Origin of the sequence: Streptomyces sp. NPDC060002, assembly GCF_042737245.1 — a bacterium.
Taxonomy (GTDB): domain Bacteria; phylum Actinomycetota; class Actinomycetes; order Streptomycetales; family Streptomycetaceae; genus Streptomyces.
Map to the genome: position 1 here is coordinate 96,405 of NZ_JBHWUW010000022.1, position 24,071 is coordinate 120,475.

Annotated in this window: 21 protein-coding genes and 1 tRNA gene; 15 read left to right on the forward strand and 7 right to left on the reverse strand. The window is 70.9% G+C overall.

Annotated features, from left to right (window positions below; all coding sequences use genetic code 11):
• Positions 1–210: 210 nt before the first annotated feature.
• The 5 genes from ACFWBD_RS20820 (at position 211) to ACFWBD_RS20840 (ending at position 6,778) form a co-directional block, all read left to right on the forward strand.
• The gene (locus ACFWBD_RS20820; RefSeq protein ID WP_385668533.1) at positions 211–1,104 is read left to right on the forward strand and encodes an FAD binding domain-containing protein; all 894 of its coding nucleotides are present in this window, start codon (positions 211–213) and stop codon (positions 1,102–1,104) included.
• A complete protein-coding gene (locus tag ACFWBD_RS20825) occupies positions 1,101–2,897 on the forward strand; it encodes a 2Fe-2S iron-sulfur cluster-binding protein (protein ID WP_385668536.1) in 1,797 nt (598 codons plus the stop codon). The genes ACFWBD_RS20820 and ACFWBD_RS20825 overlap by 4 nt, the downstream gene beginning before the upstream one ends.
• Positions 2,894–5,203, forward strand: a complete 2,310-nt coding sequence (locus tag ACFWBD_RS20830) for a xanthine dehydrogenase family protein molybdopterin-binding subunit (RefSeq protein WP_385668539.1) — start codon at positions 2,894–2,896, stop codon at positions 5,201–5,203. Before ACFWBD_RS20825 ends, ACFWBD_RS20830 begins: the two co-directional genes overlap by 4 nt.
• Entirely contained in the window at positions 5,200–5,388 is a 189-nt protein-coding gene (locus tag ACFWBD_RS20835; RefSeq protein ID WP_385668542.1) for a hypothetical protein, read from the forward strand. Before ACFWBD_RS20830 ends, ACFWBD_RS20835 begins: the two co-directional genes overlap by 4 nt.
• 169 nt (positions 5,389–5,557) lie before the next feature.
• Positions 5,558–6,778: an SUKH-4 family immunity protein gene (locus ACFWBD_RS20840; protein WP_385668544.1), complete on the forward strand. Its 1,221-nt coding sequence runs from the start codon at positions 5,558–5,560 to the stop codon at positions 6,776–6,778.
• A 32-nt stretch (positions 6,779–6,810) separates the two neighbouring features.
• Here the strand turns inward: ACFWBD_RS20840 and ACFWBD_RS20845 are convergent, their stop codons facing one another.
• On the reverse strand, positions 6,811–9,198 hold the full coding sequence (locus ACFWBD_RS20845; RefSeq protein WP_385668620.1) for a lamin tail domain-containing protein: 2,388 nt from the start codon (positions 9,196–9,198) through the stop codon (positions 6,811–6,813).
• A 406-nt stretch (positions 9,199–9,604) separates the two neighbouring features.
• Between ACFWBD_RS20845 and ACFWBD_RS20850 the strand changes: the two genes are divergently transcribed.
• The 3 genes from ACFWBD_RS20850 to ACFWBD_RS20860 all read left to right on the forward strand — a co-directional run bounded on the left by ACFWBD_RS20850 (position 9,605) and on the right by ACFWBD_RS20860 (position 11,523).
• Positions 9,605–10,012 carry a hypothetical protein gene (locus tag ACFWBD_RS20850; RefSeq protein ID WP_385668547.1) on the forward strand — a complete coding sequence of 136 codons (408 nt, stop codon included), beginning with the start codon at positions 9,605–9,607 and terminating at the stop codon, positions 10,010–10,012.
• A gap of 180 nt (positions 10,013–10,192) precedes the next feature.
• The gene (locus tag ACFWBD_RS20855; RefSeq protein WP_385668550.1) at positions 10,193–11,023 is read left to right on the forward strand and encodes a GTPase domain-containing protein; all 831 of its coding nucleotides are present in this window, start codon (positions 10,193–10,195) and stop codon (positions 11,021–11,023) included.
• Positions 11,020–11,523, forward strand: coding sequence for a hypothetical protein (locus ACFWBD_RS20860; protein ID WP_385668553.1), 504 nt, complete (start codon positions 11,020–11,022; stop codon positions 11,521–11,523). Before ACFWBD_RS20855 ends, ACFWBD_RS20860 begins: the two co-directional genes overlap by 4 nt.
• Positions 11,524–11,825: 302 nt before the next feature.
• Here ACFWBD_RS20860 and ACFWBD_RS20865 read toward each other — a convergent pair.
• Positions 11,826–11,897, reverse strand: a tRNA-Cys gene (locus ACFWBD_RS20865).
• Between the two features lie 341 nt (positions 11,898–12,238).
• Between ACFWBD_RS20865 and ACFWBD_RS20870 the strand changes: the two genes are divergently transcribed.
• The 6 genes from ACFWBD_RS20870 to ACFWBD_RS20895 all read left to right on the forward strand — a co-directional run bounded on the left by ACFWBD_RS20870 (position 12,239) and on the right by ACFWBD_RS20895 (position 18,399).
• The gene (locus tag ACFWBD_RS20870; protein ID WP_385668556.1) at positions 12,239–13,780 is read left to right on the forward strand and encodes an MFS transporter; all 1,542 of its coding nucleotides are present in this window, start codon (positions 12,239–12,241) and stop codon (positions 13,778–13,780) included.
• A gap of 32 nt (positions 13,781–13,812) precedes the next feature.
• Positions 13,813–14,010 carry a hypothetical protein gene (locus tag ACFWBD_RS20875; protein ID WP_385668559.1) on the forward strand — a complete coding sequence of 66 codons (198 nt, stop codon included), beginning with the start codon at positions 13,813–13,815 and terminating at the stop codon, positions 14,008–14,010.
• Positions 14,010–14,378 (forward strand): type II toxin-antitoxin system death-on-curing family toxin, encoded by a 369-nt coding sequence (locus tag ACFWBD_RS20880; RefSeq protein ID WP_385668562.1) that lies wholly within the window; start codon positions 14,010–14,012, stop codon positions 14,376–14,378. The genes ACFWBD_RS20875 and ACFWBD_RS20880 overlap by 1 nt, the downstream gene beginning before the upstream one ends.
• 215 nt (positions 14,379–14,593) lie before the next feature.
• The gene (locus tag ACFWBD_RS20885) at positions 14,594–16,396 is read left to right on the forward strand and encodes a DEAD/DEAH box helicase (protein ID WP_385668565.1); all 1,803 of its coding nucleotides are present in this window, start codon (positions 14,594–14,596) and stop codon (positions 16,394–16,396) included.
• 335 nt (positions 16,397–16,731) lie between these two features.
• Positions 16,732–17,382 (forward strand): helix-turn-helix domain-containing protein, encoded by a 651-nt coding sequence (locus ACFWBD_RS20890; protein WP_314223256.1) that lies wholly within the window; start codon positions 16,732–16,734, stop codon positions 17,380–17,382.
• Positions 17,383–17,607: 225 nt separating this feature from the next.
• Positions 17,608–18,399: a S16 family serine protease gene (locus ACFWBD_RS20895; RefSeq protein WP_385668569.1), complete on the forward strand. Its 792-nt coding sequence runs from the start codon at positions 17,608–17,610 to the stop codon at positions 18,397–18,399.
• A gap of 141 nt (positions 18,400–18,540) precedes the next feature.
• Here the strand turns inward: ACFWBD_RS20895 and ACFWBD_RS20900 are convergent, their stop codons facing one another.
• The 5 genes from ACFWBD_RS20900 to ACFWBD_RS20920 are packed head-to-tail and all read right to left on the reverse strand — an operon-like array spanning position 18,541 to position 22,789.
• Positions 18,541–19,512 (reverse strand): glycine betaine ABC transporter substrate-binding protein, encoded by a 972-nt coding sequence (locus ACFWBD_RS20900; RefSeq protein ID WP_385668572.1) that lies wholly within the window; start codon positions 19,510–19,512, stop codon positions 18,541–18,543.
• Positions 19,509–20,360 (reverse strand): ABC transporter permease, encoded by an 852-nt coding sequence (locus ACFWBD_RS20905; RefSeq protein ID WP_385668575.1) that lies wholly within the window; start codon positions 20,358–20,360, stop codon positions 19,509–19,511. The genes ACFWBD_RS20900 and ACFWBD_RS20905 overlap by 4 nt, the downstream gene beginning before the upstream one ends.
• The gene (locus ACFWBD_RS20910) at positions 20,357–21,607 is read right to left on the reverse strand and encodes a betaine/proline/choline family ABC transporter ATP-binding protein (protein ID WP_385668578.1); all 1,251 of its coding nucleotides are present in this window, start codon (positions 21,605–21,607) and stop codon (positions 20,357–20,359) included. The genes ACFWBD_RS20905 and ACFWBD_RS20910 overlap by 4 nt, the downstream gene beginning before the upstream one ends.
• Positions 21,600–22,247: an ABC transporter permease gene (locus ACFWBD_RS20915; RefSeq protein ID WP_385668581.1), complete on the reverse strand. Its 648-nt coding sequence runs from the start codon at positions 22,245–22,247 to the stop codon at positions 21,600–21,602. Before ACFWBD_RS20915 ends, ACFWBD_RS20910 begins: the two co-directional genes overlap by 8 nt.
• A gap of 59 nt (positions 22,248–22,306) precedes the next feature.
• Positions 22,307–22,789: an Lrp/AsnC family transcriptional regulator gene (locus tag ACFWBD_RS20920; RefSeq protein ID WP_385668584.1), complete on the reverse strand. Its 483-nt coding sequence runs from the start codon at positions 22,787–22,789 to the stop codon at positions 22,307–22,309.
• 126 nt (positions 22,790–22,915) lie between these two features.
• Here ACFWBD_RS20920 and hppD point away from each other — a divergent pair, with 126 nt between their 5' ends.
• Complete coding sequence (hppD, locus tag ACFWBD_RS20925) at positions 22,916–24,061, forward strand: 4-hydroxyphenylpyruvate dioxygenase (RefSeq protein WP_385668587.1); 1,146 nt, start codon at positions 22,916–22,918, stop codon at positions 24,059–24,061.
• Positions 24,062–24,071 lie beyond the last annotated feature (10 nt).

Sequence of the window (24,071 nt, forward strand, 5' to 3'; positions counted from 1 at the left end):
CATATTCACCGAAGAGTGGCAATTCGCCTGCACCGGTGATGCCGTACAAAACGGACCATCTCCTCGGTGAGGTGGGCGAATGCCTCCTAGCGGACCCCCGCGTTCGGGTGTTGCGAAGATGTGCCAGAGTTGCCACGTCCGCCCTGTCAGCACGTACCGTACGGCAGCACAGGTGGGACCAGGTGGGGCAGCGGGAAGGGGCAGCCGGTTTTGACCACGCACGCACCGCAGGCGGGGCAGGCCGTCACCCTGCCCACGACGCTGGACGAGGCCGTGGCGGCGCTGGCCGCCATGCCCGCCGCCGTGCCCGTCGCCGGCGGCACCGACCTCATGGCCGCCGTCAACTCGGGACAGCTCAGGCCCACCGCGCTGGTCGGTCTCGGCCGCATCAGCGAGATCCGCGGCTGGCAGTACCAGGACGGCCACGCGCTGCTCGGCGCCGGACTCACCCACGCGCGCATGGGCCGCCCCGACTTCGCCGCCCTGATCCCGGCGCTCGCCGCGGCCGCGCGCGCCGCGGGCCCGCCGCAGATCCGCAACGCGGGCACCCTCGGCGGCAACATCGCCTCGGCCGCTCCCACGGGCGACGCGCTGCCCGTGCTGGCCGCGCTGGAGGCGACCCTGATCATCGTGGGCCCGGGTGGAGCCCGCCGTGAGATGCCGGTGTCGCACCTGCTGGCCGGCATGGAGATGCTGCGCGGCGGCGAACTCATCGGGTACGTGCGCGTGCCGCTGCTGCACGCGCCGCAGATCTTCCTGAAGGCGACCGGCCGCACCGGCCCGGGCCGTGCGATGGCCTCCGTGGCGCTGGTCCTCGACCCCGCCCGGCGTGGCGTCAGGTGCGCCGTCGGGGCCATAGCGCCGATGCCGCTGCGGCCGCTGGAGGCCGAGCAGTGGGTCGCCCGGCTCATCGACTGGGACAACAGCCGCACCATCGTCCCCGAGGCGCTGGCCGCCTTCGGGGAGTACGTCGCCGCCGCCTGCATCCCCGACCCGGTGCCGGGCGTGGACGGCTCCGTACCGGAACTTCCGCCCGCCGTACTGCACCTGCGGCGCACTGTCGCCGCGCTGGCCCGACGAGCACTGGGGAGGGCGCTGTCGTGAGCGACGACCAGCACGGACCCGGACACGGACACGGACAGGAAGACGGGCAGGGCCAGGGCGCGCCGCAGGGCGGCGGCCGCTGGGACCCGCTGCCCCAGGGGGACTACGACGACGGCGCGACCGCCTTCGTCAAGCTCCCCGAGGGCGGCATCGACGCCTTCCTGGCCGCCCGCGGCGACAGTCCGCTCGCCGCGCCCGGCCACGGGTACGTGCCGCCGCAGATAGCGGTGGCGCCCCCCACGGACGGCACCGGAACCTGGGCTGCCCCGGCCGGCGGCTCCGACTGGCCCGCCCCGCAGGACACCCCGCAGACGGTGGGCGACGACCGGTTCACGTACCACCCCGGCGCGACCGGTCAGTGGGCCTTCGAGGACACCTCCGGGCAGTCGGGCGCACCGCGGTCCGCGCCCGGCCACGACGTGACGGGCCAGTGGTCGATCCCCGTCGCGGGCGGCGACCTGCCCGACGAGTCGGGCGAGTTCACCACCTCGGCCCTGGTCGAACAGTGGGGCGGCACGCCCCCGGCCACCCTGCCCGGCGGCGCGTCCGCGCCCTGGGCGACGGAACCGGCCGGCCCGGCGGACCACGGCGTGGGCGATCAGGCGTGGGGGCAGCACCCCGACGAGGCCGACACGGCCGCGCGGCCGGCGACGGACCTGCCCGCGTACGGGCACGCGCCGGAGCGCGGCCCGGTGTCCGTGGACCCCGACCGGCACCGCCCCGCAGCCGAGTACACCGGGCAGGAAACGCACCCGACCGGGACGTTCGCCCCGGAGATCTCCGCCGAGGCGTACACGGTGGCCCCGAACGGCCCCCTGGAGACCCCCCGGCGGGACGCTCAGCGGGCCGCTGAGGCCGAGGGGACCGCCGAGGCGCCCGAGGACGCCGAGCGCGCCCACGAGGCCGCTCACGAGCCCGCCGAGGCCGCCCACGGCCCCGCGGAGCCGGCCACCGAACCCGCTGCCCCGCACGGAGCCGCACGCGGCCCGGCCGAGGCGCCCGAGGACCGGTCCGCCGCCGCGGACCCTCCGCACGATCCCGAGGCGGACAAGGCCCACGACACCGCCACCCCGCGGCACACCGAGGCCACCGGGTCCGCCGAGCCCGACGGGCCCGCCGAGGAGACCGACGACGCCCCGGCGCCGTTCCACGAGGAACACCCCCTCGCCGCCTACGTGCTCCGCGTCAACGGCTCCGACCGCCCCGTCACCGACGCCTGGATCGGCGAGTCGCTGCTCTACGTCCTGCGCGAGCGGCTCGGCCTCGCGGGCGCCAAGGACGGCTGCTCGCAGGGCGAGTGCGGGGCCTGCAACGTCCAGGTGGACGGGCGGCTCGTCGCCTCCTGCCTGGTCCCGGCCGTCACCACCGCCGGCAGCGAGATCCGCACCGTCGAGGGCCTGGCCGTCGACGGACAGCCCTCGGACGTGCAGCGGGCGCTCGCCCGGTGCGGTGCCGTGCAGTGCGGCTTCTGCGTGCCCGGCATGGCGATGACCGTGCACGACCTGCTGGAGGGCAACCCGGCCCCCACCGAACTGGAGGCCCGCCAGGCCCTGTGCGGCAACCTGTGCCGCTGCTCCGGCTACCGGGGCGTCCTGCGGGCCGTCAAGGACGTCGTCGCCGAACGCGAGGCGACCGCCGCCGCCGACGCCGAGACGGACGGCGACGAGGCACGTATTCCGCACCAGGCGGGACCGGGCGCCGGAGGCGTCCACCCGTCGGCGTTCGAGAACCCTGCACAACCCCACCCGCATGATCCGGCATACGGACAGAGCCAGGACGGAGGCCAGGCGTGAGCAACGAGACAGTCACCGCGACGACCCCCGTGGATCCCGCCTCGGCCCCCGAGCCGATCCCGCACGGCCTCGGCGCCTCCCTGCAGCCCGCCGACGCGCGCGCCAAGACGGAGGGCACCTTCCCGTACGCGGCCGACCTGTGGGCCGAGGGCCTGCTGTGGGCGGCCGTGCTGCGCTCGCCGCACCCGCACGCGCGCATCGTGTCCATCGACACGTCACACGCGCGTGAGATGCCCGGCGTCCGGGCCGTCGTCACCCACGAGGACGTCCCCGGCCGCATCCTGCACGGGCGTGGCAAGGCCGACCGCCCGGTGTTCGCCTCCGACGTCGTACGTCACCACGGCGAGCCCATCGCGGCCGTCGCCGCCGACCACCCGGACACCGCGCGGATGGCCGCCGCGGCCGTCATCGTCGAGTACGAGGTGCTCGACCCGGTGATCGACCCCGAGCAGGCCTTCGAGGCGGAGGCGCTGCACCCCGACGGCAACCTGATCCGGCACATCCCGCTGCACCACGGCGACCCGTCCGCGGCCGGCGAGGTCGTCGTCGAGGGCCAGTACCGCATCGGCCGCGCCGACCCCGCTCCGATCGGCGCCGAGGCCGGCCTCGCCGTGCCCCGTCCCGACGGCGGGGTGGAGCTCTACCTCGCCTCCACCGACCCGCACGCCGACCGGGACACCGCCGCCGCCTGCTACGGCCTCGAACCCGAGCGCGTGAAGATCGTCGTCACCGGGGTGCCCGGCGCCACCGCCGACCGCGAGGACCAGGGCTTCCAGCTCCCGCTCGGCCTGCTCGCGCTGAAGACCGGCTGCCCGGTGAAACTCACGGCCACGCGTGAGGAGTCCTTCCTCGGCCACGCCCACAGACATCCGACGCTGCTGCGCTACCGCCACCACGCCGACGCCGACGGCCGGCTGGTGAAGGTCGAGGCGCAGATCCTGCTGGACGCGGGCGCGTACGCCGACACCTCCGCCGAGGCCCTGGCCGCCGCCGTCTCCTTCGCCTGCGGCCCCTACGTCGTCCCGAACGCCTTCATCGAGGGCTGGGCGGTACGCACGAACAACCCGCCGTCGGGCCATGTGCGCGGCGAGGGCGCGATGCAGGTCTGCGCCGCCTACGAGGCGCAGATGGACAAACTGGCGAAGAAGCTCGGCGTCGACCCGGCGGAGCTGCGGCTGCGCAACGCCATGGCGACCGGGGACGTCCTGCCGACCGGCCAGACGGTGACCTGCCCGGCCCCCGTGGCCGAACTCCTCCAGGCCGTCCAGGAGTTCCCCCTCCCGGCGCTTCCCAAGGACACGCCCGAGGAGGACTGGCTGCTGCCCGGCGGCCCTGAGGGCGCGGGCGAACCGGGCGCGGTGCGCCGGGGCGTCGGCTACGGCCTCGGCATGGTGCACATGCTGGGCGCGGAGGGCGCCGACGAGGTCTCCACGGCGACCGTCAAGGTCCAGGACGGTGTCGCGACGGTCCTGTGCGCCGCGGTGGAGACCGGTCAGGGCTTCACGACGCTGGCCCGCCAGATCGTCCAGGAGACGCTGGGCGTCGACGAGGTCCACGTGGCCCCCGTCGACACCGACCAGCCCCCCGCGGGCCCCGGCTGCCGGAGCCGCCACACGTGGGTCTCGGGCGGCGCGGTGGAGCGGGCGGCGAAGATGGTCCGCACGCAGTTGCTCCAGCCCCTGGCGCACAAGTTCGGCATGTCCACGGAGCTGCTCCAGATCACGGACGGCAAGATCACCTCGTACGACGGCGTCCTGTCGACGACCGTCACCGAGGAGATGCACGGCAAGGAACTGTGGGCGACGGCCCAGTGCCGCCCGCACCCGACCGAGCCGCTGGACGCGGCCGGCCAGGGCGACGCCTTCGTCGGCCTCGCCTTCTGCGCGATCCGCGCGGTCGTGGACGTCGACATCGAGCTCGGCTCGGTCCGGGTCGTCGAACTGGCGGTCGCCCAGGACGTCGGCCGGATCCTCAACCCGGCGCAGCTCACCGCCCGCATCGAGGCCGGTGTGACGCAGGGCGTCGGCATCGCGCTCACCGAGAACCTCCGCACGCCGAGGGGCCTGATCCGCCACCCCGACCTCACCGGCTACGCGCTGCCCACGGCCCTGGACGCCCCGGACATCCGGATCGTCAAGCTGGTCGAGGAACGCGATGTGGTCGCCCCGTTCGGCGCGAAGGCCGCCAGCGCGGTCCCGGTGGTGACCTCGCCCGCGGCGATCGCCTCCGCCGTGCGGGCCGCGACGGGCCGCCCGGTGAACCGGCTGCCGATAAGGCCCCAGGCGGCGGTGGTGACGGACCGGTGAGCGAGCGGCGTCCGGAGCCGGAACCGGATTCCCTCGTGGATTCCGGTTCGGGTTCCGGTTCGGACTCGGACCCGGACTCCCGACGGTACGAACCTCCGCCCAGCGTGGGCAAGTTGCTGGGCTGGGTCCTGCTGTTCGTGGTGGCGGCGGTGGTCGTGGTGCTCGGCGGCGTGTACCTCACCTGAGAGGCGATCGGGGCGGAAAGGGAACTCGCGGGGCCGCCCTGACGTCTGTCAGTTCGGGACCGGTGTCGGGTGTGTTGGGTGCTGTCGCTGGTCAGAGTCGTTGTCAGTGGTGCCGCATAGGCTGCGGAGCAGTGGGACGGCGCACGCAACTTTCCGCACGGGGGACCCGATGGGCACGACCAGGACCACCACCGCCACGACGAAGATCATCTTCACCGAGGACGAGCTGTACCCGTACGTCACGCACGCGCCGACGCGCCGCTGGCTCACCGGCCCCGGCCTGCCCGCGACTCCGGGCGACGCCGGTTTGCTGACGTTCGAGGCGCTGCGCACGGACGGCCTGCGCACGGTCGGGGACTCCACGGGCGACCCCGAAGGCCGGCTGGCGGCGGAGCTGCGCGACCGGCTGGTGATAGGCGGGCTCCTGGGCGCCGACGGCCGGGAGACGGAGTCCGTCCTGCTCGACGGCATCACGGGCGAGATCTCCACGACGTACTTCCTGCACGACCGCCCCGACCTGATGGACCTCCGCCCGCTCGCGCCCTCCCTGGAGAAGCTGGTGCGCTTCGCGACCGCGGTGGACGAACTGGCGGCCCTGCGCGGCCAGTTCGCCTGCTACGCGAGCCGGCTCGGGCCGAAGGCGGTGGCGGAGGCGTCACGGCAGCTGCTGGCCGTCTTCGAGGAGGGCGCGAAGGACACGGGCGGCGCGTCCGGCCCCTTCTGGAAGCTGGCCGCGGTGATCCGCCCGCTGGCCCTGGTCGCGGGCCCCGGCACGACGTCCGGGCTGGCCCTGGACCTGCCGGTCCGTCTCCTGGACGAGGAGTTCGGCTCCGGCGAGGTCGTCCGCTTCGAGGACGTCGACTGCCCGAGGGCGCTCACGCACGCCCCGACCCGCCGCTTCCTGCGCGAGGTGGGCCTGCCGGAGGAGGTCGTCTGGTTCTCGCTGGAGACGGACATGCCGCTCCAGACCCTCGCCGAGTACTGCGCGGACGACCGTGGCGGCGCCCTCACCGAGGAGCGGCTGCCCGCGAACGCCGACCGGCTGATCCGCCTGGGCCATCTCCTGGAGGACATCAGCCTGGTCGTCGACGGCGCCACGGGCGCGGTGCTGAGCTGGAGCGAGCCGGACCTCGGCCTGCGCCCGCTCAACGCCGACATCTCGACGCTGGCGTTCACCCTGTGGCTGATACGCCGTGAGCGGGCCCTGGACGCGGTGCACCGGCTGACCGAGGCCTACGACCAGCTCGCCGAGACGATGGCCCGCACCCTGGCCGCGGTCGACCCGGTCGCCTGCGACCCGACCCCGGTACCGGCCGTCCCCACGGACGACGGCCGGCGGTACTGGCCGGGCGCCTTCGAGGACGAGGCGGGCGGAGGCCTGTACGCGTAGCCCCGCGCCCGCACCGCTGTCCTGCTCCGCGGTCAGCCCCTGCGGCACCGGCTGACGTCGATCCGCACGACCTGCGGGTCGTGGTCGCTGGCCTGGTCGGCGAACTCGGCGTTGATGTGCACCACGTCGTAGTCGTAGTGCGTGACGGCGGGGCTCGTGAGGATGTGGTCCAGGGTCTGCGAGTTGCCGTCGTAGACGTAGGTGTACCGCTCGGCGGCGGGCAGGGTGGTGATCAGCGGGGTGAGGACACGGCCGGCGGTGAGGGTGCCGACGGTCTGGGAGAACCCGTAGTCGTTGAGGTCGCCGAGCACCACGGTCTTGGCGTTCTTGTCCGCCGCGAGCAGGGACTTGACGAAGGAGTTCACCTCGGCCGCCTGCGCCTGGCGCTGCGTCTCGGAGCTGCGCGACGGCGGCTGGTAGCGGCCGTGCAGGGGCTGGTCGCCGCCCTTGGAGGTGAAGTGGTTGGCGATCACGAAGACCGTCTCACCGTGGAAGACGAACTCGCCGGCCAGCGGCTTGCGGCTGTTGTCCCAGGCGTCCGAGGCCGGGTCGATGCGCCCGGGGGAGGCGGTGAGCCGCACTCCCTTCCTGGTCTTCACCACGCTGGTGGCCGTGACGGCGTCACCGCCGGCCCGGTCGGTGAAGGAGACCCGCTTGGGGTTGAAGAGGAAGACCTGACGGATGTTGCCGCCGGGCTCGCCGCCGTCCTGGTTGTCGGTGGGGGCGATGTACCGCCACTGGTAGCGGGGGCCGCCGGCGGCGCGGATGGCGTCGGTGAACCGCTTCAGGGTGGCCTCGGAGGTGACGGTGCCGTCGTTGGTGGCGCCGTTGTCGTCCTGGATCTCCTCCAGGGCGACGACATCGGGGGAGTTGAGGTTGACGGCGACACCGTGCGCGAGCCGGTCGATCTTCTCCTGGGCGTCCAGCGCGTCCAGGTTCTCCACGTTGTACGTGGCGACCGCGAGCTCGTCGCTCTTCTGCCGACGGGTCACTTCCTGCTTCAGCCCGTTGTCGACCAGGGTGCCGAGCTGCGTGGCCTGGACGTTGTAGCCGCCGTAGGTGGAGTAGTCGAGCGGCCCGGTGGTGGTGCCGGACAGCTCGTCGCCGACGTCGGCGGAGGGGAAGGCGGCGGTGGTGTCGAGCGACATGACCTCCAGCCGACCGGTGCCCGGCTGGTCGTAGGAGGAGTAGAGCGTCCCGCCGCGGGCCGTGGCGTTCTCGTCCGGCTTGACGGTCACCCACAGCTCGCCGTACGCGTCGCTCGCGCCGACGACACGGGCGTCGGAGAACGTGACCCGCATCCCCTCCGTCGACTCGTAGAAGTCCTGCGCGTACACGCCCGGTTCGAGGGCGAGCGACTCGATGCTGCCGCCACCGGCGGTGGGGATGTACGCGGCGGGCACGTCGGCGGCGTTCAGGGCGACGGCGGCGGGCGGCGCGTTGCCGCCGGCCAGCACGGTCGCGGTGGGCGCGGTGATTTCGGTGACCGACTGGCTGGTGCTGCTCGGGTAGTACTCACTGACCTTGCCGCTGACCAGTACGGAGTCACCGACGGCGACGGTGGGCGTGGCGGACCCGGTGTACACGAACACGCCTTCGCTGGTGCGGGAGTCGGTGTCCGCCGCCGGATCCTGGATCCAGTACCCCTTGGACCCGGAGGTCCGCACCCCGGTGACGATGCCCGGCACCCGGCTGACGGTCTGCCCGGCGAGCGGGGAGAGCCGGGTGGTGCCCTGGATGTCGTGGACGCGGACGGTACCGGGCGTGGTCGGATCGCCACCGCCGTCGCCGCCGTCCCCGCCGTCCCCCGAACCAGGTGTCTGCCCGGCGGAGTTGACCGGCGAGGGGGTGCCGGCCGCGAGGTCGGCGGCGTTGTCGTCGGTGTCGCCCAGGGCGGCGCCCCGCGCGACGGCGGCGGTGTTGGAGGCCCCGGTGGCAGGCCCGCTGCCCTCCCGTACGAGGGCGCTGCCGTAACCGACGAGGTCGACGATCCGCCCGTCGGCGGCGCAGTCCGCGGCTGTCTTGCACGTCAGGGCGGTGGTGCCGGATACGAGCGCGATGGTGCCGCTGGTGGCGCTCATGGCGACGGACCCGGTGGCGTCGGCGGTGGGCAGCGCGGTGCTCCCACCGGTGCCGGCGGCCTCGGCGACGAGGAAACGCCCGCCGGGCGCGACGGCCCCGCTCAGCGCCGTCACCTGCCACAGCGAGGACGCCGAGGGCGTACCCGGCAGGTACTGCACGCTGTACCCGGCCAGGTCATAGGCCGCCGACCCCGCATTGCCCAGCTCGACGAAGTCCCGGGTCAGGGTCGCCCCCGAGTTCCCGCCACCGCCGTACACCTCGGAGATCACCGCGGTGGCGGACGGCGTCGCGTAGGCGGCGGGCAGCGAGGTGATGGCGAACGCGCTCGCCACACCCACGGATATGAGCGCGTAGGCGGCACGGCGGGGTCTGTTCCCTACGGATCTGGACACGCTGGAGGTCTCCTCGTACGTCGTCGTGTACGGCCGGTGGCGGTGTGGGGGAGTCGGCTCAAGTTACGCGCGTAGAGAGGGGCTTGTTAAGAGGTCGTAGGTTAAATCGGGGGAACGGAAAGGTGTGTTGCCCGTGCTGAGGCGAACTCCCTCGGCATGAGGCGCGTTCACCCCCGCGATCGAGCGGGTCCACGGCCGACTGCGCCCGGCAGGCCGCCCACTGCGGCAGGGGTCGTCGGACGAGTACCGGTCCGCCCCCTCGTCCTGCCTGGTCAGGCCCGGTAGCACACTCCCGAGGGGGCCCACAGGCTGGTCGTAGGGGGTCGGCATGGTTCGATCCGAGGAGCCCTTCATGAGGAAGAGCAGAAAGGGCGCCTGGCGCGCGACGGGAGTCGTCACCGCACTCGCCACGGCCGCCGCGATCGCCTCGGTCGCACCGGTTCAGGCTCAGTCCACCGCTCAACTGTCCGCGTGGGTCAGCGACGGCTGGGGCGGCGGAACCCTCACCAGCCGGCCCGCCGGGATCAACTGCCACCAGTCGGCGTGGGACCCGTACGCGGCCGGCGAACCGCAGCCGTACCCGACCGGCACCTGCACCGCGAGCTTCGAGGTCGGAACGACGGTCACCTTCACCGCCACCCCCGACTCGGGTTCCTACGCCAACGACGGCCCCACGCCGAATCCCGTCACCATCCGAACCGGCTACAACTTCACCTGGGTGATGTTCTGCCCGGACGGCGGCCTCTGCTCCGCAGGCTGAGCCGGAGAGGGCGGCACTCCTGATCAAGATTTGCATCTTACGCAACTCGGATCAGTCGACTCATGCAACCTAAGCAACTCTGAAGTGCCAAAAATGGGCAGTTGGCAGATAATGCGCATAACTCCTCCCCTTCGGAGATAGATCTCCATCAGGAGACAGGTGATTTCGAAGGGGTCCCGGATGCCGGTCGAACCATGGTCCGTAGCTACGCTGGCAGCGCGCGCCACCATGACGGCTTATGGTCAGCGGCAGGAAATAGCTTCCGCCTGGCACAAAATCATCACGAAGATCATGCGGAGGCAGTCTTCGATAGCTATTACCGGCGTGGGAGGCGTAGGGAAAACGGTGCTTTCCGACCATCTTTCGGGCGAAGGGCTGAAGATCGACTATGCGGCGCCGGGAAGGTCGGTCAATCGGGAACGCAAGGAGCTCTATTCCAGCAGGAGGCTGACAGCGCTCACTGTCGTCCCCGGGCAAGTCTCCCCACAGAAAGACAAGAGCCTGGATGAACTCTTCGACGGGCAGCGCCGGGTAGACGGAGTAATTCACGTCGTCAGTAACGGATTCATCACCCTGCGGGAGCAGGATGCGAGGGAGCTGGCACAGGAGCACAACGATCTGGAACGGTTTCGGGAGTTCCAGAGGAACAAAGAGGTGGACGATTTCAAGGAGTTGATCGGTCACGTCAAGTCGTCGCACAGGAAGGGGAAAGGTCCTTCTTGGCTGTTGCTGGCCGTGAATAAGGTCGACCTGTATTACGAAGACACCAGTCTCAGGAGTGCCTACCGGCACTATGCCGCCCCCGGTGGGCAGTTCTTCGCATGCTTGGATCAACTTGGCGCATCCTTGGGGCGGACCGACTTCGAGTGGGATGCCCTGCCGGTGTGCGCCGCGCTGGATCATTTCATCTGGGAGGAGGAAGGTGTCCCGTCAATGCTCCTCCCCGGCCAGCGCAACAAACTCCTCCTGGGCCTCTTGAAGGCCATCGACGACCGGATCTCCACGCCATGAATTCGGACGAAGAATGGCATGATGTACAGAAGATGCTCGAACTTGCCGAAGAAATGCAGGAGAAGATCGATCGGAGCAGTCGACTCTCCACGGCCGGTGAAAGTCTTTTCACGCTTCTGGCGGCCGCTTCAATCGGCGGCGCCGTGTTCCTGACCTCGAACCCGAAAGCCCTTGTGTCGATAGATCCGGCCTACTTCGTCGCCTGGACGGCTGCTCTGACCGGCTCCCTTTTTCAGTGGCTTCAGCGAAGAAGCATGAATCGGCGAGTTTTCCGCCGAGAGGGGCGAGCCATGGCGCGTGTTCTGGACCTCCTGCACGAGGTCGACGCGTCCCTCAGTCTGAGCAAACTACAGAAAGCCGAGCTGCGCATCAGGCTGGCGAGGCTGGACATGACGGCCAGTTCCGGCGAGGGGTTCGTCGGTCGCGCGATTCGAGCACTGCTGGAATCTCCTGAGGCTCCCGGTACGGCAAAAGACAAAGATCCGTACAATCGAATGTGATTCCACAGGAATCGCGAGTCGGGGTGCGAAGTCGTGACCTGTCCGAGGGCGGCCCTCAGGGCATCCGGCAGCGGGCGGGCCTCGTTCGCCGGAGCGGCTACAAGCACTCCGCCCAAGTGGCTGACGCGCCACGGGACGCCACGACAACCCGTGTCCAACGGGCTGCGTCGCTCCCCGCCCCGTCGCCGGACCTCTGAGGTCAACCGAGACGGAAACCGAGACGGAAACCGAGACGGACGCCCGAGAGGGCGGCACCCCCGAAGGAGTGCCGCCCTCTCGTTCTGCCTGGTCGGGCCAGTCAGAGGCCGTGGCGGGAATTGAACCCACGTACCTCGCTTTGCAGGCGAGTCCCTAAGCCACTCGGGCACACGGCCGTTCGCCGAGTTCTTCTCCCTGCACGGCCGTGGTGGGAACGGGACCCACGTATCTCCCCGCGAGCGGAGCTCGCTGATGGATGCGGCGCAGGCGAGTCCCTGAGCCACCCGGGCACACGGCCAGGTCGGGTATGGGGTGTTGGCCCCGTTCCGAACTTGGTAGGTCGACCGTACGGGCGGGGTGGGAAAGGGATCAAGGGGGACGCGGGGGCTGCAATGGGACTGCCACACGCCGTTCACGAAACGGGGGGGCGGGGTGGTGGTCGTAGGACCATCGTCCCGGGCGTGGACCCGTCTTCCGACAGGGGTCAGAGTCGGTTGTGGACCTTACGCTGGCGACCATGGCTGCCCTCGAACCCCGCGACACCGGTGTCGCCGACGATGTCCTGTCCTCCGCTGCCGTGGAGCGTGACGGGGAGACCGGCGGGACCGGTGAGATCGGGAGGACCGGCGAGACCGCCGGGACCGGCCAGACCGGCCAGACCGGTGAGACCGGTGAGACCGTCCTCGGGCGTTCCCATCGGTCTCTGACCATCGGGATCGTCTCCGTGGTGCTGCTCATCGCCTTCGAGGCGACCGCCGTGGGGACCGCGATGCCGGTGGCGGCGCGGGAGCTCGACGGGGTGGCGTTGTACGCGTTCGCGTTCTCCGGGTACTTCACCACCAGCCTGTTCGGGATGGTGTTCGCCGGGCAGTGGTCGGACCGGCGGGGCCCGCTCGGGGCGCTGGGCGGCGGCATCGCGGCCTTCGCTGCCGGGCTGCTCCTCTCCGGGAGCGCCGGGGGCATGTGGGTGTTCATCCTCGGGCGGGCCGTGCAGGGGCTCGGCGGGGGGCTGGTGATCGTCGCCCTGTACGTCGTCGTCGGGCGGGCCTACCCGCAGCGGCTGCGGCCCGCGATCATGGCCGCGTTCGCCGCCTGCTGGGTCGTGCCGTCCGTGGTCGGGCCGCTGGCCGCCGGTGCGGTGACCGAGCAGCTGGGGTGGCGGTGGGTCTTCCTGGGGATACCCGCCCTCGTCGTGCTGCCGCTCGCGCTCGCGCTGCCCCAGATACGGCGGCGGGCGGGCGGACCCGTGGCGGGCATGGCCGCGGGCGCCTTCGACCGGCGGCGGATCCGGCTCGCCCTCGGGATCTCCCTCGGCGCCGGACTGCTCCAGTACGCCGCCCAGGATCTGCGGCCGGTCTCCCTCGTCCCCGGCGCCGCGGGAATCGCGCTGCTCGTGCCCGCCGTGCTCGGGCTGCTGCCGCGCGGCACCTGGCGGGCGGCCCGCGGGCTGCCGTCCGTCGTGCTGCTGCGCGGGGTGGCCGCGGGGTCCTTCATCGCCGCCGAGTCCTTCGTGCCGCTGATGCTCGTGACGGAGCGGGGGCTGAGCCCGACCCTGGCCGGGTTCTCGCTCGCGGCCGGCGGCGCGACCTGGGCGTTGGGGTCGTGGGTGCAGTCACGGCCGTGGGCGGAGCCGTACCGGGAGCGGCTGATGGCGCTCGGGATGGTGCTGGCGGCTGCCGCGATCGCCGCCGCGCCCGGTGTCCTGCTCCCTTCCGTGCCGGTCTGGACCGTGGCCGTCGCCTGGGGCTTCGGATGCCTGGGGATGGGGCTGGTGATCTCCTCCAGCAGCGTGCTGCTGTTGCAGCTGTCCGCGCCCGAGGAGGCCGGGGCCAACTCCGCCGCGCTCCAGATCTCGGACGGCCTGTCCAACGTCCTGCTGCTGGCCGCGGGAGGCGCAGCCTTCGCGGCGCTCGGCGGCGGGAGCGTGGCGCACGCCACGTCGGCCACGACGTCCGCCGGTTCACATCCGGCCGCCTTCGCCGCCGTCTTCCTGCCGATGGCGGCCGTGGCGCTGTTCGGGGCCTGGGTGACGACGCGGCTGCGGTCGGAATCGCGGTGACACCACGTGGCACCGGCCGGTACCGTCGAAGCATGGCCGCACTGAACCTGCGTTTCACGGACGAGGAGCTCGACGCCCTGCGTGAGCGCGCACAGGCGGAGGGACGCAGCATGCAGGCCTTCGCGCACGACGCGGTGATCAAGGCCGTGAACGAGCACGCGCGGCTCTTCGAAGAGGCCGCCGAGCACGTGCTGAAGGCCAGCGCCGAGCTGAACCGGAGGCTCGCCTGATGCACCACCTCACCCTGTCCGAGCTGCTGGACCTCACCCAGCGGCTCGGGGCGGACGAGGTGCGCGACTACGGACTGCTGGACTCCGCGCTGGCCCGCCCCCGGGCGAGTGTGTTCGGGCAGGACGCCTACCCGGACGTATGGCGCAAGGCCGCGGCGCTCATGGAGTCCCTGGCCCGCAACCACGGCCTCGTCGACGGCAACAAGCGCATCGCCTGGTACGCGACCTGGGTCTATCTGCAGCTGGACGGTCATCCACTGGCCGCGGACTTCGATGTGGACGAGGCCGAGCGGTTCGTGCTGGACGTGTGTCAGGGCGCCCTCGACGTACCCGCGATCGCGGCCCGGTTGCCGCGCTTCGCCCGCTGATCCGTCGCCGCCCGTCGTCTGTGACCTGAGTCCCACCCACACGCGCCCCGGCCTTGTTCGCTCGTTGACGGCGTCGGGCCGCCGGTAGGGTGGCCCGGTTGTCATACGTAGCCGATAGCCGAACCACCCATCCGTCAGCCGTCCGTCAGCCGCCCCACAGCCCCGTCCGACGCGCTTCGCGCGGCCCCTCTGATTCGACCCCGAACCCGGAGACCGTGACTACCACCGCCGCTTCCTCCACCTCCCACTCCCACCACCTGTCACCGGCCTTCCCGGGCCGAGCCCCCTGGGGCACCGCGAGCAAGCTGCGGGCCTGGCAGCAGGGGGCGATGGAGAAGTACCTCCAGGAGCAGCCGCGCGACTTCCTCGCCGTCGCCACGCCCGGCGCCGGCAAGACGACCTTCGCGCTGACCCTCGCCTCCTGGCTGCTGCACCACCATGTCGTGCAGCAGGTGACCGTGGTCGCGCCGACCGAGCATCTGAAGAAGCAGTGGGCGGAGGCGGCCGCGCGGATAGGGATCCGGCTGGACCCCGAGTACAGCGCGGGCCCGCTCAGCAAGGACTACCACGGCGTCGCCGTGACGTACGCGGGTGTCGGCGTCCGCCCGATGCTGCACCGCAACCGGAGCGAACAGCGCAAGACCCTCGTCATCCTCGACGAGATCCACCACGCCGGTGACTCCAAGTCCTGGGGCGAGGCCTGCCTCGAGGCCTTCGAACCCGCGACCCGTCGCCTCGCGCTCACCGGTACGCCGTTCCGCTCCGACACCAACCCCATCCCCTTCGTGACGTACGAGGAGGGCAACGACGGGATCCGGCGCTCGGCCGCCGACTACACCTACGGCTACGGGGCCGCGCTCGCCGACCAGGTCGTCCGGCCCGTCATCTTCCTCTCCTACAGCGGCAACATGCGCTGGCGGACCAAGGCGGGGGACGAGATCGCGGCGCGGCTCGGCGAGCCGATGACCAAGGACGCGATCAGTCAGGCCTGGCGTACGGCGCTGGACCCGCGCGGCGAGTGGATGCCGAGCGTGCTGCGCGCCGCCGACCAGCGGCTCACCGAGGTCAGGAAGGCCATCCCGGACGCCGGCGCGCTCGTCATCGCCTCCGACCAGGAGTCGGCCCGCGCCTACGCCAAGCTGATCCGGGAGATCACCGGGACGAAGGCGACGCTCGTCCTGTCCGACGACACCGGCGCGTCCAGCCGCATCGACGACTTCAGCGGCAGCAACGACCGCTGGATGGTCGCGGTGCGGATGGTGTCGGAAGGCGTCGACGTGCCGCGGCTCGCCGTCGGGGTGTACGCGACGACCATCTCCACGCCCCTCTTCTTCGCCCAGGCCGTCGGGCGCTTCGTGCGGTCCCGGCGGCGCGGCGAGACCGCCTCCGTCTTCCTCCCGACCGTGCCCGACCTGCTCACCTTCGCCAACGAGATGGAGGTCGAGCGCGACCACGCCCTCGACAAGCCCAAGAAGGAGGGCGAGGAGGATCCGTACGCCGAGTCCGAGCAGGAGATGGACGAGGCGAACAAGGAGCAGGACGAGGACACCGGCGAGCAGGAGCAGTTCGCCTTCGAGGCGCTGGAGTCCGAGGCCGTCTTCGACCGGGTGATGTACAACGGCGCCGAGTTCGGCATGCAGGCCCACCCGGGCAGCGAGGAGGAGCAGGACTACCTCGGCATCCCGGGTCTGCTGGAGCCCGACCAGGTGCAGATGCTGCTCCAGAAGCGGCAGGCCAAGCAGATCGCGCACAGCAAGAAGCGGCCGGACTCCGAGGCCGATCTGCTGGAGCTGCCTGCCGAGCGGCGGCCGGTCGTCTCGCACAAGGAACTGATGGAGCTGCGCAAGCAGCTCAACACGATGGTCGGGGCGTACGTCCACCAGAGCGGCAAGCCGCACGGAGTGATCCACACCGAGCTGCGGCGGGTGTGCGGTGGTCCGCCGAGCGCGGAGGCGACGGCGGGGCAGCTGCGGCAGCGCATCGCCAAGGTGCAGGAGTGGGCGACCCGGATGAAGTGAGGTCGCCCTCGGCGGACCGTGCCCCCTGTCCCTGACAGGGGCGCGAGCCACGGCGTCACGCTCCGTACGTATCGGGATAAATCCAAGTAGTCCATACCGGCCAGTGACCGGATTCTGGACGGAGCCTTCCGCTCAGCGAACCTGCTTCGCTACTGTCCCGCTACGCACACGCCCCGTGGCAGCGCCGCCGCGGAGCGCAGCCGTGAAGCGACTGGGCCCGGACACGCCGGGCCCATCTGTCGATCGGCGGCCTCTGAAGCGCGTCACTGACGGGACTCGGTGACGCATCTGCCGCGACGGAGGTTGCCGGCCTCACCACTTAAGGAGTGGGCGTCGTGACCGCGGAGACCTCCCAGACGCTCGATCGAGGGCTGAAGGTCCTCAAACTGCTGGCCGATACCGACCACGGGCTGACCGTCACCGAACTTTCCAACAAACTGGGCGTCAACCGGACCGTGGTGTACCGGTTGCTCGCCACACTGGAGCAGCACGCACTCGTACGGCGTGACCTGGGCGGACGAGCCAGGGTCGGTCTCGGGGTGCTGCGGCTCGGCCGCCAGGTGCATCCGCTGGTGCGGGAGGCCGCGCTGCCCGCACTGCGGTCCCTGGCCGAGGACATAGGCGCGACCGCGCATCTGACCCTGGTGGACGGGTCGGAGGCGCTCGCCGTCGCCGTCGTCGAGCCGACCTGGACGGACTACCACGTGGCCTACCGGGCCGGGTTCCGGCATCCGCTGGACCGGGGCGCCGCCGGCCGGGCGATCCTCTTCGCACGGCAGAACCCGGCGCGGCCGGCCGACGAACCCGGTTACACGCTGACGCACGGGGAGCTGGAGGCCGGCGCGAGCGGGGCCGCGGCTCCGCTGCTGGGCGTGACCGGCGTCGAGGGCAGCGTGGGCGTGGTGATGCTGGCCGACGCGGTGCCCGAGCGGGTGGGCCCGCGGGTCGTGGACGCGGCGCGGGAGGTGGCGGAGGCACTGCGCTGACGCACTGCGCTGACGCACGGTGCTGACGTGCGGTGCTGGCGCGCGGTGCTGACGTGCGGTGCTGGCGCGCGGTGCTGGCGCACGGCGCCGATGCGCACGCCGACGTCGTGAGGGTCGGGGCGGACCGGACGAGGCAACGGGCAGGCGGCGGAGCGGGCAGGGGCTCGGTCGGCCGGACGACATCCAGCCGCGAGCCGGAACACGTCGTCACGTTAGATTGACCTCGTGCTCTCACGCCTCTCACGCCCCAAGGCCCTCACCGTCTGCGCTCTGCCGCTCGTGGCGCTGCTCGCGACGGCCGCGTTCGCGCCGCTGCCGTTCTCGGTGGCGCAGCCGGGCATGACGGCGAACGTCCTGGGTGAGAACAAGGGCAACCCGGTCATCACGATCACCGGCGCGCCCCTCCGGAGCACGAGCGGGCAGTTGCGGATGACGACGATCGAGGCGACCAACCCCGACACCGACGTCAGGCTCTCCGACGTCGTCGACGGCTGGTTCCGTGCCGACCAGGCGATCATGCCGCGCGACTCCGTCTACCCCAGCGGGGAGAGCACCAAGGAGATCGAGCAGCACAACACCGAGCAGATGCGGCAGTCCCAGGACGCCGCGACCGAGGCCGCGCTGAAGTACCTCGACCGCAGCGACGACGGCATCAAGGTCACGCTGAAGCTGTCCGACGTGGGCGGCCCCAGCGCCGGGCTGCTGTTCTCGCTCGGCATCGTCGACAAGCTCGACGGCGACGGCAGCGGCGGCGACCTCACCGGCGGTCGCACGATCGCCGGAACCGGGACCATCGAGGCCGACGGCACGGTCGGCGCGGTCGGCGGCGTGGCCCTGAAGACGCAGGCCGCCCGGCGGGACGGGGCGACCGTCTTCCTGGTGCCGAAGGCGGAGTGCTCCGACGCCAAGGCCGAACTGCCCAAGGGGCTCCGGCTGATCCCGGTCACCACCCTGAAGGGCACGGTGAGCGCACTGACCGCCCTGGAGAAGGGCAAGGGCTCGGTACCGAGCTGTTAGCGGTCCGCTGCCAGGTGAGCTGTCGGCGGTTAGCTACCAGGCGACGGCCGGGTTGTTCGCCCCGGGAGCCGCGGCGAGCCGCAGCCCCACCTCCACGAGGGTCCAAGTCCCCTCGTGGTTAGGCTGCTTGACGAAGTCCTGCTACTTGACGAAGCCCTCCTTCTTCATCCAGTCCAGGGCCACCTGGTGGGGATCCTCTCCGTCGACGTCCACCTTGGCGTTGAGGTCCTGGGCCACCGCGTTGTCCAGCTTCTTCGTCACCGGGTCGATGACCTTCGCGATCGCCGGCCACTTCTCGAGCGTCTTGGAGTTGATCACCGGAGCGGCGTTGTAGTTGGGGAAGAACTTCTTGTCGTCGGCCATCACCACCAGGTTCATGGACTTGATGCGCCCGTCGGTCGTGAAGACCTCCCCGTAGGTGCAACTCCCCTTCTGGACCTGGGTGTAGATGATCCCGGTGTCCATCTGCGTGATCCGTGACGCCGACACGGACATCCCGTACGCCTTCTCCATGCCGGGCAGCCCGTCCGCCCGGTTGGCGAACTCGCTCTCCACGCAGAGCGTCACGGCCTCGGGGTCGGACTTCGACAGCGCGGCCACCTGTGACAGCGTCCTGGTGCCGTACTTCTTGAAGTTGGCCTGGTTCATGGCCAGCGCGTAGGTGTTGTTCAGCCGCGACGGAGGCAGCCAGGTGACGCCGTTCTTCAGGTCGGCGTCGTGCACGGCCTGCCACTGCGCCTGCGGATCGGGGATGGGCTTGCTGTTGCCCTGGTAGGTGATCCAGGCGGTGCCCGTGTACTCGTACATGGCGTCGGCGTCGCCGTTCCTGACCGCCTCGCGCGAGCCGATGGAGCCCTGGATGCCGGTGCGGTCCAGGACGTCCGCGCCGGCCGCCTCGAAGGCGATGCCCATCATCGCGCCGAGGATGAGGTTCTCGGTGAACGACTTGGACGTCACGGTGAGATGCGCGCCCTCGAGCGGCTCACCCTGTCCGATCGACCCGGGCGAGACGTCGTCGACCATGGGGGAGCCGCTGGTGAGCCCGCACCCGGTCAGCCCGTAGCCGGTCAGTGCCGCCAGGGCCCCGGCGGTCACCAGACGGGAGCGCTTCACGAGTCCACCTCCAGCCCCCGCGGCCGCAGCAGCACTTCCGCCAGTGAGGCCAGCCAGTCGACGAGCAGCGCCAGCGAGACGGTGAGGATCGAGCCCAGTACCAGCACCGGCATGCGCTGGTTGGTGATGCCGGTGGTGATCAGCACGCCCAGGCCGCCGCCCCCGCCGAAGGTCGCCAGGGTCGCCGTGCCGACGTTGAGGACGAGGGCCGTCCGCACGCCGGCCAGGATCAGCGGGACGGCCAGCGGCAGCTCGACCTTGCGCAGCACGCCCAGCGCGGACATTCCGATGCCGCGGGCCGCCTCCAGCAGTGTCGGGTCGTTCGACTTCAGGCCCGCGATGGTGTTGGCGAGCACCGGCAGGATGGCGTAGGCGATGATGCCGATCAGGGCGGCTTTCGTCCCCGTGCCCAGCCAGATCACCAGCAGGGCGAGCAGACCGATCGCGGGGGTCGCCTGCCCCATGTTGGCGATGGCCATCGCGAACGGCGTGGCTCTGCGCAGCGAACCCCGGGTCAGCAGGATGCCGAGCGGGATGGCGATGATCAGCACGAAGAAGGTGGAGATCACCGTGAGCTGCACCTGCTGCCACAGCGCCTTCGACACCTGCCCGTTCGACAGCGCGTTCTCGGAGATCGGGTCCAGGTCCGCCTGCTGGAACCACAGCCAGGTCGCGAGGAGCAGGGCGACGAGGAAGGCGGGCAGGAAGGTCAGCTTCTGCCAGGTGAGGCGGCGGCGGGGCGGCGCCGGGGGCGGGGTCCTGGCCTCCTTCGGCTCGTCCTCGGCCTCGCCCAGTGGCCCGGTTCTCCCGTCCGGGTCGGGGCTCTTGTCCAGGTCGGGAGTGCTCATGCCTTCGCCTCCCCGCCCGGGCCCTCCTGTTCCGCGTGCGTCTGCGCGGCCCGGGCCTCCTCCAGCTCGTGTTGCGCCTCCAGCGCCTCCAGCCGGTCGGCCTCCAGCAGCTCGTGCACGGAGTTCAGCAGCGTCTCCATGTCGACGACCCCGGTGTACTCGCCCCGCCGCCCGGTGACCACGACCCGCCCGGTGTTGTCCGTGAGCACCGCCTCCAGCGCGTCCCGCAGGGTGGCGTCCCGGGTCACCGTGTCGCTGACCAGGGTTCCGGCCCGCGCCAGGGAGCCCCTGGCCCGCATCAGGTCCCCGCGGCGCAGCCACTTGTACGGCCGTCCGCGCTGGTCGAGGAGCAGGATCTCGTTCGTACCGCTGGAGCGGAGCTTGTTGAAGATGGTCTGGAGCGGGTCGTCGACGGTCACCGTCGGGTAGTCGGTGATTTCCACGTCCCGTACCCGGCTCAGGTTGAGCCGCTTCAGCGCCGCCCCCGCCCCCACGAACCCGGACACGAAGTCGTCCGCGGGGTTGGTGAGGATCGCCTCCGGGGTGTCGAACTGGGCGATGTGCGAGCGTTCGCGCAGCACCGCGATCCGGTCGCCCAGCTTGATCGCCTCGTCGAAGTCGTGGGTGACGAACACGATCGTCTTGTGCAGCTCGTGCTGGAGCCGGATCAGTTCGTCCTGGAGGTGGTCGCGGGTGATCGGGTCGACCGCCCCGAACGGCTCGTCCATCAGCAGGACGGGCGGATCCGCCGCCAACGCCCTTGCCACACCGACCCGTTGCTGCTGTCCGCCGGACAGCTGGCGCGGATAGCGGCCGTGGAACTCGCCGGGGTCGAGCCCGACCAGGTCGAGCATCTCCTCCACCCGGTCCCGGATCCGCGTCTTCGGCCAGCCGATCATCTTCGGCACGAGTGCGATGTTCTGGGCGACCGTCATGTGCGGGAAGAGCCCGGACGACTGGATGGCGTACCCGACCTTGCGGCGCAGTTTCACCGGGTCGATGTCGGTGACGTCCTCGCCGTCGATCCGGATCCGGCCACCGCTCGGCTCGATCAGCCGGTTGATCATCTTCAGCGTGGTCGACTTCCCGCAGCCCGACGGGCCGACGAAGATGACGGTCTCGCCCGCCTTGATCTCCATGGTGACGTTGTCGACGGCGGGGTGGGGACTGCCCGGATAGCGCTTGGTGAGATTCACCAGCTCGATCGTCGCGCCGTGGGCGCCGCCCCCGGACTCGGTCTCAGACACGGATCCCCCTGGGAATCGTCAGCCGTCCGATGAGGACGTACACGGCGTCGAACAGCAGGGCCAGGACGATGATCCCGAGCGTGCCCGCCAGGACCTGGTTGAGCGCGTTCTTGCTGCCGAGCGAGGCGATGCCCCGGAAGATCTCGTTGCCCAGGCCGGGCCCGGAGGCGTACGCGGCGATGGCGGCGATGCCCATCAGCATCTGTGTCGAGACCCGGATCCCGGTCAGGATCGGCGGCCAGGCCAGCGGCAGCTCGACCCGCAGCAGCCGCATCGCCGAGGACATCCCGATGCCCCTGGCCGCGTCCACGAGCGTGGGATCGACGCCGCGCAGCCCCACGATCGCGTTGCGCACCACCGGCAGCAGCCCGTACAGGGTCAGCGCGATGACCGTCGGCGGCACGCCGAGCCCCACGAGCGGGATCAGCAGACCGATCATCGCGAGCGACGGGACGGTGAGGATCGCGGAGGTGCCGAGGGTGGCGAGGTTGCCCGCCCAGCCGCTGCGGTAGGTGACGACCCCGACCACGACTCCCAGCAGGGTCGCCATGACCATGCACTGGAAGACGACGCTTGCGTGCTGGTAGGCGTCGGTGAGCAGCTGCTGGTGACGGCTGTTGACGTACTCCCAGAAGCTCACACGCCCTCACCGCCCCATGTCGACCAGGTCCGGAACAGCTCCGGGCCAGGTCCGCTGGGTCAGGGCCTGTCCCGGTCGTCCTCGGCGGCCTGCTCCACCAGCGGGATGATCCGCAGCGGAACGGGGTTCTCCATCACGATCGCGGTGGAGGCCCGGACAATGCCATCAAAGCCGACAACCAGGTCGATCACCCGCTGGAGATCGGCGTTGGAACGGGCCACCAGCCGGCACAGCATGTCCCCGCCGCCGGTGGTGGTGTGCAGCTCCAGCACCTCCGGCACGGACCCCAAGTGGGCCCGCACGTCGGCTCCTTGCCCCTGCCGGATCTGCAGCGTGGCGAACGCCGTGACCGGGTAGCCGAGCGCCGCCGGATCGACCTCGGGGCCGAATCCCCGGATGACTCCATTCGACTGAAGCCGGTCGAGCCGCGCCTGCGCCGTCCCCCGGGCCACCCCCAGCCGCCGGGACATCTCCAGTACCCCCAGGCGCGGTTCCCGGGCCAGCAGCACGATGATCCGGCCGTCCAGTCGGTCGATCGCCATACCCGCCCGCCTCCGCGATGGTCACCCTGTACAGAAAGCCCGCCGAAACCGCCGTACCGCTGCACAGACTGCCCAGCGATGAAGCGAACTATTGCGCACCTTGCTGCCCGGCGCGAGGCTTCCGCTATGACGCAGACCACACACCACACTCCCGACACCGCCCGGCAGGCCGACCCCTTCCCGGTCAAGGGAATGGACGCGGTCGTCTTCGCCGTGGGCAACGCCAAACAGGCGGCGCACTACTACTCCACCGCCTTCGGCATGAAGCTGGTCGCCTACTCCGGACCGGAGAACGGCAGCCGCGAGACCGCCTCGTACGTGCTCACCAACGGCTCGGCCCGCTTCGTCCTGACCTCCGTCATCAAGGCCTCCACCGCCTGGGGCCACTTCATCGAGCGGCATGTCGCCGAGCACGGTGACGGCGTCGTCGACCTCGCCATCGAGGTCCCCGACGCGCGGGCCGCGTACGCCTACGCCATCGAGCACGGCGCCCGCTCGGTCGCCGAGCCGTACGAGCTGAAGGACGAGCACGGCACGGTCGTCCTCGCCGCGATCGCCACCTACGGCGAGACCCGCCACACCCTCGTCGACCGCTCCGGCTACGACGGCCCCTACCTCCCAGGCTTCGACGCCGCCGAGCCGATCGTCGAGCCGCCCGCCCACCGCACCTTCCAGGCCGTCGACCACTGCGTCGGCAACGTCGAACTCGGCCGGATGAACGAGTGGGTCGGCTTCTACAACAAGGTCATGGGCTTCACGAACATGAAGGAGTTCGTGGGCGACGACATCGCCACCGAGTACAGCGCCCTGATGTCGAAGGTCGTCGCGGACGGCACGCTCAAGGTCAAGTTCCCGATCAACGAGCCCGCCATCGCCAAGAAGAAGTCCCAGATCGACGAGTACCTGGAGTTCTACGGCGGCGCCGGCGTCCAGCACATCGCGCTCAACACCAACGACATCGTGGAGACGGTACGGACGATGCGGGCGGCCGGGGTCCGGTTCCTCGACACCCCCGACTCCTACTACGACACCCTCGGCGAGTGGGTCGGCGACACCCGCGTCCCCGTCGAGACCCTGCGCGAGCTGAAGATCCTTGCCGACCGCGACGAGGACGGCTATCTGCTCCAGATCTTCACCAAGCCGGTCCAGGACAAGCCGACCGTCTTCTTCGAGATCATCGAACGGCACGGCTCGATGGGCTTCGGCAAGGGCAACTTCAAGGCCCTGTTCGAGGCGATCGAGCGCGAGCAGGAGAAGCGCGGCAACCTGTAAAGGCGCTGAT